Below are 12,214 nucleotides of genomic sequence, written 5' to 3'. Positions count from 1 at the left end.
GCCGGGGTTGGCGGTTCGCGGGGGTAAGGCTTGCGTCAGGGTCGCGTCGGCGCGGGTCACGCCGAGCGACATCGGCACGCGTCACGTGGGAGCCGTGCCGGCCCCACAACGGAGTCGCGGCCGCGAGCCGGGCGGCGACCTACTCCGCCTGGAAGTCGCGCCGCATCGCGATCTCGAACCACGGGCAGAGACGGAGCTGTCGGTACTGCTTCTGGTTCTCGTGGAAATGCTGGTAGGGGACCCACATCCAGCCACCGACCTCCTCGGGGTCGGGGTCGAGGGTACGGTCCTCCAGGGTGCACTTCAGGACGGCACAGACCTCCCACTCGAGGCCCTGGTCGAGGTAGTAGCGCTTGTACTCGAACTTGTCCGTGATGCGGAGGTCGTCGTACTGGTCGGGGGTGACGCCCAGTTCCTCCTCGAGGCGCTGGCGGGTCGCGTCCTTCTGGCTCTGGCCCTCCTCGGGGTGCGAGGCGACGGTGCCGTCCCAGTGGGTGTCCCAGAGCCGCTTGTCGGCGGCGCGCTGGGCCAGCAGCACGTTCCCCTCGCGGTCGAAGACGAGGACGGTGAACGCCCGATGCCGGATTCCGTCGCCGGTGTGGGCCTCCAGTCGGTTGGCCAGTCCCTGTTCGGTGTCGTTCTCGTCGACGACGATGACCTCCTGCTCGGCGTTCTCGTGGTCGGCGTCGGCGCCCGAGGTGACGCCGCCGGGGTCGATCTCGTCGCTGCTCATGGTGGTCGCTTGCCCGTTCACCTTAAGACCGCTTCGGCTTCCGGGGCGGATTCCGTCCGGAACGCCAGTGGTCGTAGCATATAAATGACCGAATACTTCCGGGCGTCGTTCCGGGTGGGTGGTGGCCCGCCGGATGCGAACGACTCCCACGACGGTCCGCTGGTCGGCCGGGCCGCTGGCGGGGATCGACAGCTCGACCCCCCGAGCAGCCCGCATGTGGGTGTTTGACGTGGAGCCGAGTAAGCCCTCCCTACGCCGGGACCGGCCGCGTCGAGAGCACAACTCTAGAAGGTTAGTACACAGTATTTTATCACCGTAGCCGCTAGAGTGAGCACGGATGCTACACGAAGCTGTGGACACCGGCGGTGTGGGCCGCGGGGAGATCGGCTCCGAGGAGACCGAGCTGCGGCGACTCGGCGCACAGGGCTGTCTCGCGCTGTTCGTCGGCGAGGAGTCGCCGGCGCACGCGACCGCGAGTTCACGACTGCACGCACGGACTCCCGAGGAGGACCACCACCTCTTCGTGAGTCCCGCACGGACGCTGCCGTCCGTGAAACACCACGTCGACGCCGTCCCGAAGGGCGCCGGGGTCCGGGTCATCCGGACCTCGCGTGGCCCGGACCACGACGGCCGGTTCGACGGCATCCCGACCCGGGCCGCCGTCGATCAGGTCAACGGCTCGCTCCGCGCGCTCGGCGCCGCCGTCTCCGACGCGATGGAGATCGTCGCGGCCCGCGACGAGGGGCGACCCGTCGTCTGCCTGCGCGACGTGACCTCGCTGACCGACGACCGGTTCGAGCTGGAGCGGTTCCTGCTCGAACTCCGTGTCGCTGCCCTCGAGACGAACGCGGTCGTCCACGCCCACCTCCCGGTCGCACCGGACCACGAGTGGCTGGACGGGCTACTCGACCTGGCCGACGCGGCCTGCTACGTCGAGGACGGCCTGCCGCCGACGGGCGAGTGGGACCTCCACCAGGAGGGCCCCGAGTCGGCCGCCCCCGGCGCCGCGAGCGAGTCGGTCTGAGCACGTCCCCATCCACCGCCGGACCCACAGTTCAGGGTTCGGGTCCACCCGTTCGTCACGACCACGAGCGGACGCGCCGCTCGTGGTCGATCCGGACCCGTCAGCCCAGTTTCTCGTCCAGGATGAGCCGTGTCTTCGTCGAGACGACCTCGTCCAGCTCCCTCGCACGGGTTATGAGCGCGTTCAGCGCGTCCGTGTCGGCGGTGTCGGCCACGAGCACCATGTCCTCCTCGCCGGAGACCTGCCAGACGAAGTCGACCTCCGACCAGTCGGCCATGTCGTCGGACATCTCCGTCGTGTCGACGTCGACGGCCACGTCGATCTCGATCATCGCCTTCACGTTCCCCGTCCGGGTGGCGACGGTGAACCGCTCGATGACGCCCTGGTCCAGCATCCGGTCCACCCGGTTCCGGACGGTCCCCTCGCTGGTGCCGACCTCGTCGGCGATCTCCGTGTACGGCGTGCGCGAGTCCCGCCGGAGGATGGCGAGTATCTCCCGATCCAGGCTGTCCATGGTCGTAGCAGGTGTGTGTCCGCTGGCCGCTGAGATGCGAGCGTACCCGGGGGGGACACTTACCGATTACGAAATTCGTAATCTGGCTTCGAACGCAACGGTTATTCCGGGGGCGACGATACGAGCATCGTAATGACCGACGCCGCAACCGCCGACGGCGACGAGCACCCGACCGCGTACGTGGCCATCGAGGGGGGCCGGGTCGTGGAGGCTCGGAGCCGCGCACCCGGTCGCACCCGCGGCGAACTCGTGTTCACGACCGCCTACACCGGTTACGAGGAGTCACTCACCGACCCGTCCTACGAGGAGCAGATCCTCACGTTCTCTTACCCGCTCATCGGGAACTACGGGGTCCGGGAGGAACGCTTCGAGTCCGACCGCGTCCACCCGCGCGCCGCGGTCGCCCGCGAGTTCACCGCGGACGTGGCCGAGTGGCTCGCCGACGAGGGCGTCCCCGCGGTCGACCACCTCGACACCCGCGACCTCGTCACGGGCATCCGCGAGGAGGGGGCCATGAAGTGTGGCATCTCCGCGGGCCCGGATGCCTCCCCCGAGGCCGCGAAGGAGGAGCTGGCGCAGTGCGTCGCGATGAGCGACCACACCGACATCGGCTCGCAGGTCAGCGTCCCCGACCGCGAGACCCACAACGCCGACGGCGACGGCCCGACCGTCGCCCTCGTCGACTGCGGCGCGAAAGGGAGCATCATCAGCTCACTCGTTGAGCGCGACGCCGTCGTCGAGGTCCTCCCCTACGACGCGACGGTCGCGGACGTCGAGCACGTCGACCCGGACCTCCTGTTCGTCTCGAACGGCCCCGGCGACCCGGAGAACTTCGAGGCCGCCGCCGCGCTCGTCGACGAGTACGTCGGCGACCTGCCGCTGGCGGGCATCTGCCTGGGCCAGCAGGTCGTCGCCAACGCGCTGGGCGGCTCCACGACGAAGATGGAGTTCGGGCACCGGGGCGTCAACCAGCCGGTCCGCGACCTCCGCTCCGGGCGCGTCGTGATGACCACGCAGAACCACGGCTACACCGTCGACGAGCCCGGCGACCAGCTCGAGGTCACGCAGATCAACGTCAACGACGACACCCCCGAGGGACTCGAGTCCGACGAACTGGACATCATCACGCGCCAGTACCACCCCGAGGCCAACCCCGGCCCGAACGACTCGCTGGACTTCTTCGACGACGTGCTCGCGCTCGCGGGCTACGAGACCGACGCCGGCACGACCGGCGCCCCGACGCGGGCGACGCAGTAGGACGCCCCCGAGGGGCCGTACCGGCCGCGACCCGCCGTCGGTAGCGATTCTCGATTTCTGACGGCCTGTACGAGGGCCTCGTCCCCGTGAGCGCCGGCGATACGTTTCTCGACGATGCCGGGGGATCGTCCGCCCCGACACACGTAGAGAGGGGATGCTGCCGGCTTCCGGCGGTCCCGGCGGTGAGAGCGACGGCCCGAACGTCGTCGTCACGCCCTCCGGCGGGACGCGACGTGGTCGGTCCCCGCATCGGGGAAGCGGCCATCGTCGCCAGCCGCATCGTTGTGGACAGGACGACTCCGGGTTACCGACCGGGACGAACCCGTGTTTTATCCCCGAAGGGGTCGGACGATTCCGACATGAACGAGGCCGAGCGGACGCGGCGGACGATTCGGCGATGTACCGCCGTTCTCGTTCTGGCGCTGGCTGTCACCACGCCGAATGCGAACGAACCTGGAACGGTAGTGGCGTTACTGGCCGGTGTCTGGCTCATCGTCGACTACCTGGTGCAGTGGCTGGAGGGTGGAACTGATGCCAGCCGGTCCGAGGCCGCCAGCTAGCGCACGAGTTCCATCGGAGTGAGCTGCCGGCCGGACAGCGGCCTCGACCTCTCTCGGTGCGTTCACTGCACACCAGTAGGTGCGCTCGGGAAAGGGGTCACCGGAAGACGTGGGACCCCAGAACGCGGAGAGTCGGATGAACGTCTCCACCCGACACCCCATCTCGATACGGGTTCCGGGATCCGGATTCGGGAGGCGCGTTCGGCGCAGAAGCGGTGGTGATCGCCTGCCTCACGCCTCCTCGGCGTCCTCGTCGCCACCGCCCAGCCGCGCGCCGAACGCCTGCAGCCGGTCCGAGAACTGCGCGAACACGAAGTTGAATACGCCCGCCAGCGCGAGCAGCGCCCCCAGGAAGATGGCCGAGCGCTGCGAGGCCGGCACCACGACCGGGTAGAGCCACACGAGGACGCCGCTGACGAGGAACCCCAGCGAGATGCCGCGCTGCATGTTCTCCGTGTACTCGAAGACCATCATCGCGATGCCGAGAAAGCCCAGGACCCCGACCATCGGTCCGTAGGGTGCGTCGTTGATCGTCGCCGCCGCGAGGAAGAGGACCCCCGCGAGCGCGGAGCCGACGCCCATCAGCCGCATCTGCCGCTGCTTCAGGTCCACCTCCACGTCGGCCTCGTCGTCTGCCATACCCGTCATCGGCGGGCCGTGCGCTAATCCTTGTCGGTCGCTCGTGCGGGCCGTCGCGCGGCGGCTCAGGCCTCGCGCAGGTCGTCGACAGCGCCCGCACGGATGGCGTCGGCCGCCACCTCGTCGGCCCGCCGGACGAGTTGGGCCTCCAGGAACGCCGGCTCGACGGTCGTCCGCGAGGTGTGCGAGAGGACGATATGCGAGCACTCCACCGGCAGTCCGGCGGCGGCGACGAGGTGGACGCCGTAGTGAGGGTGGCCGAGCAGGTCGTACGTCGGCGTTGGCTCCATCCCGTCGAACTCGACGAGTTTGGACACGTCGTGGACCAGGGCGCCCGCGACCAGCAGGTCCCGGTCCACGTCGGTCCCGCGGCGGGTCGTGAGCGCGTCGGCGAGCGCGCGGGCACACGCGACCACGTCGCGGACGTGTCCGACGAGCGTCTCCTCGCCCGCGATACCCAGGTCGCGCTCGGTCGGCGGGAGCCAGGGGAACGAGCGGAGGTCCGCGACCCCGCCCTCGTCGGCGGCGACGAGCCAGGCGTCCACGACGCCAGCCTGGAGCGAGTCGTCGCCGATGGCGTCCAGTTCGGGGAAGCAGTCCGTGACGTGGGCGGCGTCCATGGGTGAACCTCGTCATCCGTCCCCTTCGGCGTATCGGCGGCGGGGGCTGGACCGGCCGGGCGACATGGGAAATTTATGCCCACGGCCGTCCAACGCCCGACTATGGGAATCCTCTCGCGGGCCTCGTACGTCATCCGGTCGAAGCTGAACGCCCTCGTCTCCAGCCAGGAGGACCCCTCCGAGACGCTGGACTACAGCTACGAGAAGATGCGCGACGAGCTGCAGGACGTCAAGCAGGGTATCGCGGACCTGACCACCCAGAAGAAGCGCCTCGAGATCCAGAAACGCCGGCTGGAGGAGAACGTCGAGAAACACAACCAGCAGGCACGCGACGCCGTGAACGCCGGCCGTGACGACCTCGCGCGGCGAGCCCTGGAGAAGAAGAAGCAGAAGATGACCCAGATCGAGGACCTGGAGGCCCAGATCGCCGACCTCCAGGGCACCCAGGACCGGCTCGTCGAGAAGAAGGACGAGCTGCAGGAGCGCATCGAGCGGTTCCGCACGGAGAAGGAGACGATGAAGGCCCGCTACGAGGCCGCCGAGGCCAGCGCCCGCGTCTCCGAGGCGATGACCGGCGTCGGCGACGAGATGGAGGAGACCGCACGCGCCATCGAGCGCGCCCGCGACCGGACCGACGAGATGGAGGCCCGCGCCGAGGCGATGGACGAGCTGACCGAGACCGGCGCGTTCGACGAGGCGCTCTCCGACGAGGACGAACTCGACCGCGAACTGCGGGAGTTGCGGTCCGACAGCGAGGTCGAGGCCGAGCTGGAGACGCTGAAGGCCGAGGCCGGGCGCGGGAGCACCGAGGTCGAGTCGCCGGCGGAGGAGTCCGCCGCGAGTGGGGACGCCGGCGAGACGGACGAGACCGCCGATCCAGAGCTGGAGGCCGAGCTGGCCGACCTGAAGGAGGACGAGGAGGCCGAGGACGAGTCGAACTGACGGGGGCGACCACCCGTCGGGACTCGCGTCACGCGCCGCGCGGCCTGCACCTCGTTCTCGACCGGAGCCGCCGATCCCCGGCTTCGTCAATCACTAAGAGGCTGACGACTCTCCTCCCGGGTATGGATCGCGTGGCGTCGTCGCCGACCCGGCGGGTGGTGTGGCCGTGAGCGACAGCGCGACGACGGCGGACGTGGGTGCCGACGCAGAGGAGACCATCGCCGAGCGGGCCGGCCGTGACACCAGACTCTCCTACCTGCTGGTCGAGGCCGACCGCCGGCTGGTGACGGCCGGGCTGCTGGCCGGGCTGCTGGCCGGGCTCCTGCTCGTCGTGATCGTCGTGCCCGGCGCGGAGGCCGCGGTCCGGACGGGCGACCCCGTCGAGACGCTGTTCCAGGCGCTCGTCGGCGCCACGGTCACGGGCGTGACGCTGGTGCTGACGCTGAACCAGCTCGTCCTCTCGCAGGAGCTGGGCGCGGCCGGCGACCAGCGCGAGCGGATGGCCGGGGCGATGGAGTTCCGGAGCGACGTGGCCGACCACCTCGAGGACCCCGTCGCGCCGGCCGAACCCTCCGCGTTCCTCCGGGCGATGGTCGCGGCCGCCGCCTCCCGGGCCGATGACCTGGGTGACGCCGTCGGCGAGGACCGCGAGGACGAGGCGGGCAAGGGCGTGCGGGACCTCGCCGACGGCGTGAAGACGGCCGCCGACCAGGTGATTGATTCACTCTCCGGAGCGACGTTCGGACGGTACGACGTCGTCGACGCGGCGCTGGACTTCGAGTACTCCCGGAAGCTCTACCGTGCCCGGCGCCTCCGCAAGGCATACGGGGACGAACTCGACGAGGAGACCCGCAACGTGCTCGAGGAACTGGAGGACCTCCTCCGGCTGTTCGGGCCCGCACGCGAGCACTTCAAGACGCTCTACTTCCAGTCGGAACTGGTCGACCTGTCGCGGCTGGTGCTGTTCGCGTCGCTCCCGTCGCTGGTGGTGACGGTCTCCGTGCTGGCCTTCTTCGACGCCTCGGCGGCCCCGCCGACCACGCCCATCGGCATCGACGCCGCGGCCCTGGTGGTCTGTACGGCAACGGCGCTGGCGCTCCTCCCCTTCCTCGTCCTCCTGTCGTACGTCCTCCGCATCGCGACCATCACCGGCCGCACCCTCTCCATCGGGCCGTTCATCCTCCGGAAGACCGAGCGCGAGGGGACGACGGAGACCAGCGAGTGAACGGTCGGGGGCTCAGTCCCCCATCGCCCGGACGAGCCCCGGCACCTCCGGGAGCGCGTCCACGCGGTGGTGCGGCTCCGGCCCGTCACGGGGGGAGTGCTCGTCCGGGAGCCAGACGCTCGTCAGCCCGGCGTTGTGGGCGCCGCCGACGTCGGAGGTCAGCGAGTTCCCGACGTGGACCGTCTCCCCGGGCGTCGCCGCCACCGCGTCGAGCGCCCGCTCGAACGGGGCCGGGTCCGGCTTGACCGGTTCGCCCGGTTCGGCGTAGACCCGGGCGTCGAAGGCATCGACCAGGTCCAGCGCCTCCAGCTTCGCGAGCTGCCGGTCGCGGCCGCCGTTGGTGACCAGCGCCAGCCGGTGGGTCTCCCCGAGGTCGGCGAGCACCGCTCGGGCCCCCTCGACCGCGACCACGTCGGAGGCGTCGCGCTCGGCGTCGAGTTCGGCCGCGGCCGTCACGAGTGCCCGCGTCACCGCGTCGGGGTCGTCACCGGCGACGGTCGGTGGTGCCTGCTCGCGGACGAGTCCGCCGAACAGCCGCCGGGCGAACGCCGCCTCGGAGTCGGCGTCGATCTCGCTCGCGCGACGGTGGAGGTCCGTCGCGTCGAAGAACGGCGCCACGTCCGCCCGCTGGAACAGCGCCGCCACCTGCTCGTCCCGTGGTGTCGCCGGGCGACACAGCGTGTCGTCGAGGTCGAAACAGACGGTCGTCGGGGACCCGGACATGGCGTGGCTCTCGGGGCCCTCCGACAATCAGTGTTGGGCCACGGCGCACCGCTCGATGAGTCACCCGAGGACGACCGTCGCGACGGCGCCGGCCGCCATCCCGACGGCGACGACGGCCACGATGCGGTACCAGTGACCCGGCACGGGGAGCGTTCCGCGAGCGTACCCCATCGGTCGGCGGGCGTAGTGGGCGGCGAGGCTGGCCTGCGCCAGCGCCGCCGCCCCGATGAGCCGCGGGTCACCGCCGACGGCGCCCGCGGCGCGGGCGGCCGCGAGGCTCCCGAACGCGAGTGCGGCGACCGCCAGCAGTATCGCCCAGAACTCCGCGCGGACCAGCGGCCGCCCCAGGACCGGGACGACCGGCGACCCGGGGTCGCCGCTCCCGGACTCCGGCTGGTCGTCCCCGCCCGTCCCGTGCTCGCTCCCGGCCATCGCTCAGATGAACTCGCGCACGTCGGAGTACCACATATCGTGGTGGTCGACGGCGTCGACTCGGGGGGCGATCTTCGCGGCGATGACGTGCCAGCAGAGCTCGTCCGGGTCGTCGGCGTCGAGGTTGTACTGGCTGTCCTCGCAGGTGCAGGCGCCGTCCTCGACGACGTACTCCTCGCTGTGGCCGACGACGACGGTGAAGTCGCGGTACTCCTTGACGCGTCGCTCCCCGACCGCCTCGATGGCGCGCCGGCCGCGCGTGCCGTGCGCCCCGATGATGCGGTCGACGATGCCCGGCGTCAGCTCCCCGGCCTCCGCGAGCGCGTCTGTCCACTCCGCGACGGTACTCACTGCCTCATCTGGGTGACGCGGGCACAAAACCGTTCGGTGGCCGTCCGACACGCGTCGGTCGCTCCGGGAGATGGTGACCGCCGGGACGACCGACACCCCTCGGCCGGGACGACCGACACCCTCGGCCGGGACGACCGACGGCCACCCGCCCGGGGCACGGCCCCCTGCGCTATCCGACCTGCTGCCACTCGCGGCCGCACTCCGGACACCGCCGGATCTTCCCGAGCCCCTCCGGGTTGTCCCGGGTGTCGAGGTTCTCGCCACACTCCGCACACACCAGCCGCTCGTACGTGTCCTTCGTGATCTGCTCGGAGCGGAGGCCCTTGCGTACGGATTCCATACTCGTCCGTATGCGACCCCCTATCAAAAGCCCGGCGGCGACCTGTCGGCCCGGGAATCACCGCCGGGCGCCGCCCGGCGCGGCCGCTCGCGGGCGTGGTGGCTGAGGGGAGTAAGCCCCCTTCTGTTCGTCCCGGCATTCGGCTGAGCACCCGCCGCAGCGTCCGGGCTACCAGCGCGGCGGGCTTGCACCGGCGAGGATTCACCGTTCCATCCGTTCCCGGTCGTCGGCGTTCGACAGGTTATCTGGCTCGCCTCGCGGCTCGCTTCGCGCGCTCGTGGGCGGCGCCCGCTCGCGCCGGGGGGCCTCGCGGCCCCTCGTGTCTCATCACTCGGACCGGGGGGTCTCGTTGCTGTTCCAGAGCCGACGGTCTCCCGTCCCGGGTTTGCACCCGGTCGCCCGCCCGGACGGTGGGGGGACTTTCCTCGTGCGCCATGTCGCGCACGGGAGCCGGGCTCCCTCTGCCAGTCGGGCGTAGGCTGGTCGGCGTCTTGAGGGGTTCGGTCGCTAGCACACGTATCTCATGGCTGCTTCGCTGGCGGTGACGGTGGAGACGACTACGAAGCCCTCGGCCCCTACGGTCGCGCGGCTCGCTGCGCTCCTCGGCCGCCAGAGGCGGCCTGCGGTGCTTGCGTCGCCGGGCTTCCCGTAGCGCCCTCGCCCTTCGAGTCCACCAGGACCGCATGGTGGTCAGTCGGTAGCGGTGGACCTCGTACCTCCCCAGCCGCCTCCGGTGCTCGCTGCCGCTGCGCTCCTCGGCCCTCGCGCGCGTAGAGACGGGCGGCGCCCGCCGCCGGGGCTCGCGAGCTGAACTCGCTCGCGGGGACGGTCGCCGCCAGCCAGCGTGCGCCGGTTCGACTGACAGGCGTGCGCGACCCACCACAATCCACGGGCCGGGAGCGCGTGGCGGAACGATAGTGGAGCCCGCGCGACCTGGGGAAGGGCAGGGGCGCCGCTCCGTGCAACGTTCCACGTCCCTGGTGGACTCGAAGGGCGAGCGCTCTCGATCCAGCCCGGAGGAAGCAAGCACCGGAGCGCACGCCCGGAACGGTGGCCGACCGGAGGGAGGCCACCGCATGCCCGGACCGCGAGGAGCGCAGCGACTCCCGGCTGGTCGAGAGCGCGAGGGCTTCGTAGGTGGCTCCGTCGAGCGCGAATAATGCGTCAGATTAAGACATTAATTCCTAATTTGAGAAACAAGATTACAAATATAGACTTCTAAGATAAAACGCCCGATTTACGACGTTAGCTCGACGAGATGACGTCGTCGATGCGGACGATCATCGTCGCGGCCTCGGTCGCGGATTCGACGGCCTCGCGCTTGACGGCGGCGGGGTCGAGGATGCCGTACTCGACGGGGTCGCCGACGTGGCCCGTCTGGCCCTCGGAGATGAGGCCGGCGACGCCCTCCTCCTCGTGGCGCGAGCGGAGGTCGACCAGTGCGTCGATGGGGTCCATGCCGGTGTTCTCCGCGAGCGTGCGCGGGATGACGTCCATGGCGTCGGCGAAGGCCTCGACGGCGAGCTGCTTGCGGCCCTCGATGCCGGCCGAGCCCGAGCGGATGTGGTCGGCGATGGCGATCTCGGAGGCGCCGGCGCCGGGGACGACGCCGCCGGAATCGAGCGCGGCGGTCGCGACGTCGAGCGCGTCGTTGAGGGCGCGCTCCAGTTCGTCGGCGACGTGCTCGGTGCCGCCGCGGGCGAGGACGGTGACGGCCTCGGCGGCCGCGCCGCCCTCGACGAAGACGAGGTCGTCGCCGGCGAAGCGCTCGACGCGGACGCGGTCGGCGTGGCCGAAGTCGTCGCTGTCGAGGTCGTCGACGGAGCCGAGCGTCTTCGCGCCCGTCGCGCGGGCGATGGCGCCGGCGTCGTCGTCGGAGATGGAGTCGAACGCGAGGACGCCGAACTCGGCGAGGTAGGAGGCGACCGTGTCCTCGACGTCACCGGTGACGAAGGCCACGTCGATGCCGGCCTCGGAGAGGGTCTCGGCGTAGCCGCGCAGCTCGGACTGCTCGGCCTCGATGGCCTGGTTCAGCTGGTCGACGTCCGTGATGTCGTACTCGGCGTCGATGTTGGCCTCGCGGATCTCCAGGTCCACGTCGAGGACGGCGACGGTCGCGTCCTCCACCGAGCGGGGCATATCCTCGTGGAGCGGCTCCTCGTCGGCGATGACGCCCTCGACCAGCTCCGTCGCGGAGGAGGAGGCGCCCGTCTGGGTCCGGACCGTGACGTTCTCGCGGTCGACGCCGTCCTCGCTCTCGACCGCGCGGACCGCGGCGACGACGGTCTCGGCGAGCGCCTCGGCGTCGACGTCGCCGGTGCCCTTGCCGGTCATCGAGGTCTCGGTGACCTTCTGCAGAAGGTCGTCGTCGAGTTCCTCGTCCAGCGTCATCTCCTCGACGGCCTCCAGCGCGAGCGCGCTGGCCTCGTGGTAACCCTCGACGATGGTCGTGGGGTGGACGTCGTCCTCCAGCAGATCCTCGGCCTGCGCGAGGAGTCGGCCCGCGAGGACGGAGGCGGTCGTCGTACCGTCGCCGACCTCCTCCTCCTGGGTCTCGGCGACCTCGACGATCATCTGCGCGGCCGGGTGCTCGATATCCATCTTGTCGAGGATGGTCGCCCCGTCGTTCGTGATGACGACGTCGCCGTCGTCGCTCACGAGCATCTTGTCCATGCCGCGCGGCCCGAGTGTCGTGCGTACCGATTCGGCGATGGCCTTCCCGGCCTGGATGTTCGAGGACTGTGCGTCCTCGCCGCGGGTCCGCTGGGAGTCCTCGGCGAGGATGAACATCGGCTGTCCGCCCATGCGCTGCTGCTGTGCCATAGTCGTTCGAAAGACAGTCAGCGGTTCTATA

General features: G+C 70.5%; 14 protein-coding genes and 1 other RNA gene. 5 read left to right on the top strand and 10 right to left on the bottom strand.

The genetic code is table 11. The annotated features are described in order from the left end of the window. Positions 1–139: 139 nt before the first annotated feature. Entirely contained in the window at positions 140–733 is a 594-nt protein-coding gene (gene idi, locus P2T62_RS04935; RefSeq protein ID WP_276260374.1) for an isopentenyl-diphosphate Delta-isomerase, read from the bottom strand. Positions 734–1,070: 337 nt separating this feature from the next. Here idi and P2T62_RS04930 point away from each other — a divergent pair, with 337 nt between their 5' ends. Then, positions 1,071–1,757, top strand: coding sequence for a DUF7504 family protein (locus P2T62_RS04930; RefSeq protein ID WP_276260373.1), 687 nt, complete (start codon positions 1,071–1,073; stop codon positions 1,755–1,757). A gap of 100 nt (positions 1,758–1,857) precedes the next feature. Here P2T62_RS04930 and P2T62_RS04925 read toward each other — a convergent pair whose 3' ends face one another. Beyond that, complete coding sequence (locus P2T62_RS04925; protein ID WP_276260372.1) at positions 1,858–2,271, bottom strand: Lrp/AsnC family transcriptional regulator; 414 nt, start codon at positions 2,269–2,271, stop codon at positions 1,858–1,860. Between the two features lie 132 nt (positions 2,272–2,403). Here P2T62_RS04925 and carA point away from each other — a divergent pair, with 132 nt between their 5' ends. Continuing rightward, positions 2,404–3,528, top strand: a complete 1,125-nt coding sequence (gene carA / locus P2T62_RS04920; RefSeq protein WP_276260371.1) for a glutamine-hydrolyzing carbamoyl-phosphate synthase small subunit — start codon at positions 2,404–2,406, stop codon at positions 3,526–3,528. Between the two features lie 359 nt (positions 3,529–3,887). Continuing rightward, positions 3,888–4,088: a hypothetical protein gene (locus P2T62_RS04915; RefSeq protein ID WP_276260370.1), complete on the top strand. Its 201-nt coding sequence runs from the start codon at positions 3,888–3,890 to the stop codon at positions 4,086–4,088. Positions 4,089–4,319: 231 nt separating this feature from the next. On the opposite strand, the gene P2T62_RS04910 is transcribed toward P2T62_RS04915, so the two are convergent. After that, on the bottom strand, positions 4,320–4,727 hold the full coding sequence (locus P2T62_RS04910) for a hypothetical protein (RefSeq protein WP_276260369.1): 408 nt from the start codon (positions 4,725–4,727) through the stop codon (positions 4,320–4,322). A 65-nt stretch (positions 4,728–4,792) separates the two neighbouring features. Then, the gene (locus P2T62_RS04905) at positions 4,793–5,347 is read right to left on the bottom strand and encodes an HD domain-containing protein (RefSeq protein WP_276260368.1); all 555 of its coding nucleotides are present in this window, start codon (positions 5,345–5,347) and stop codon (positions 4,793–4,795) included. Between the two features lie 102 nt (positions 5,348–5,449). Between P2T62_RS04905 and P2T62_RS04900 the strand changes: the two genes are divergently transcribed. Together P2T62_RS04900 and P2T62_RS04895 are read left to right on the top strand one after the other, a co-directional pair. Continuing rightward, positions 5,450–6,289 carry a PspA/IM30 family protein gene (locus tag P2T62_RS04900; protein WP_276260367.1) on the top strand — a complete coding sequence of 280 codons (840 nt, stop codon included), beginning with the start codon at positions 5,450–5,452 and terminating at the stop codon, positions 6,287–6,289. Between the two features lie 166 nt (positions 6,290–6,455). Beyond that, positions 6,456–7,514, top strand: a complete 1,059-nt coding sequence (locus P2T62_RS04895; RefSeq protein WP_276260366.1) for a DUF7972 family membrane protein — start codon at positions 6,456–6,458, stop codon at positions 7,512–7,514. A gap of 12 nt (positions 7,515–7,526) precedes the next feature. On the opposite strand, the gene P2T62_RS04890 is transcribed toward P2T62_RS04895, so the two are convergent. From P2T62_RS04890 to thsA, 6 genes are all read right to left on the bottom strand, one after another. Continuing rightward, positions 7,527–8,237 carry an HAD family hydrolase gene (locus P2T62_RS04890; RefSeq protein WP_276260365.1) on the bottom strand — a complete coding sequence of 237 codons (711 nt, stop codon included), beginning with the start codon at positions 8,235–8,237 and terminating at the stop codon, positions 7,527–7,529. 60 nt (positions 8,238–8,297) lie between these two features. Beyond that, positions 8,298–8,669 carry a hypothetical protein gene (locus P2T62_RS04885; RefSeq protein ID WP_276260364.1) on the bottom strand — a complete coding sequence of 124 codons (372 nt, stop codon included), beginning with the start codon at positions 8,667–8,669 and terminating at the stop codon, positions 8,298–8,300. Between the two features lie 3 nt (positions 8,670–8,672). Continuing rightward, entirely contained in the window at positions 8,673–9,020 is a 348-nt protein-coding gene (locus tag P2T62_RS04880) for a hypothetical protein (protein WP_276260363.1), read from the bottom strand. Positions 9,021–9,189: 169 nt separating this feature from the next. Beyond that, positions 9,190–9,360: an HVO_0758 family zinc finger protein gene (locus P2T62_RS04875; RefSeq protein ID WP_276260362.1), complete on the bottom strand. Its 171-nt coding sequence runs from the start codon at positions 9,358–9,360 to the stop codon at positions 9,190–9,192. A gap of 100 nt (positions 9,361–9,460) precedes the next feature. Beyond that, positions 9,461–9,826, bottom strand: an RNA gene (gene rnpB / locus P2T62_RS04870) — RNase P RNA component. 779 nt (positions 9,827–10,605) lie between these two features. Then, a complete protein-coding gene (gene thsA / locus P2T62_RS04865) occupies positions 10,606–12,165 on the bottom strand; it encodes a thermosome subunit alpha (RefSeq protein WP_276261574.1) in 1,560 nt (519 codons plus the stop codon). Between the last annotated feature and the right edge of the window lie 49 nt (positions 12,166–12,214).

Origin of the sequence: Haloglomus litoreum (assembly GCF_029338515.1) — an archaeon.
Taxonomy (GTDB): Archaea; Halobacteriota; Halobacteria; order Halobacteriales; family Haloarculaceae; genus Haloglomus; species Haloglomus litoreum.
Note: the sequence above shows the minus strand (reverse complement) of the source record. Positions and strands in the feature narration are given on the sequence as shown.

What these genes read in the sequence shown, in the direction of transcription:
- carA (WP_276260371.1), top strand. Translation starts at nt 2,404, where the DNA reads ATGACCGACGCCGCAACCGCCGACGGCGACGAGCACCCGACCGCGTAC.
- P2T62_RS04925 (WP_276260372.1), bottom strand. Translation starts at nt 2,271, where the DNA reads ATGGACAGCCTGGATCGGGAGATACTCGCCATCCTCCGGCGGGACTCG.
- thsA (WP_276261574.1), bottom strand. Translation starts at nt 12,165, where the DNA reads ATGGGCGGACAGCCGATGTTCATCCTCGCCGAGGACTCCCAGCGGACC.
- P2T62_RS04885 (WP_276260364.1), bottom strand. Translation starts at nt 8,669, where the DNA reads ATGGCCGGGAGCGAGCACGGGACGGGCGGGGACGACCAGCCGGAGTCC.
- P2T62_RS04890 (WP_276260365.1), bottom strand. Translation starts at nt 8,237, where the DNA reads ATGTCCGGGTCCCCGACGACCGTCTGTTTCGACCTCGACGACACGCTG.
- P2T62_RS04900 (WP_276260367.1), top strand. Translation starts at nt 5,450, where the DNA reads ATGGGAATCCTCTCGCGGGCCTCGTACGTCATCCGGTCGAAGCTGAAC.
- idi (WP_276260374.1), bottom strand. Translation starts at nt 733, where the DNA reads ATGAGCAGCGACGAGATCGACCCCGGCGGCGTCACCTCGGGCGCCGAC.
- P2T62_RS04930 (WP_276260373.1), top strand. Translation starts at nt 1,071, where the DNA reads ATGCTACACGAAGCTGTGGACACCGGCGGTGTGGGCCGCGGGGAGATC.
- P2T62_RS04875 (WP_276260362.1), bottom strand. Translation starts at nt 9,360, where the DNA reads ATGGAATCCGTACGCAAGGGCCTCCGCTCCGAGCAGATCACGAAGGAC.
- P2T62_RS04905 (WP_276260368.1), bottom strand. Translation starts at nt 5,347, where the DNA reads ATGGACGCCGCCCACGTCACGGACTGCTTCCCCGAACTGGACGCCATC.
- P2T62_RS04910 (WP_276260369.1), bottom strand. Translation starts at nt 4,727, where the DNA reads ATGGCAGACGACGAGGCCGACGTGGAGGTGGACCTGAAGCAGCGGCAG.
- P2T62_RS04915 (WP_276260370.1), top strand. Translation starts at nt 3,888, where the DNA reads ATGAACGAGGCCGAGCGGACGCGGCGGACGATTCGGCGATGTACCGCC.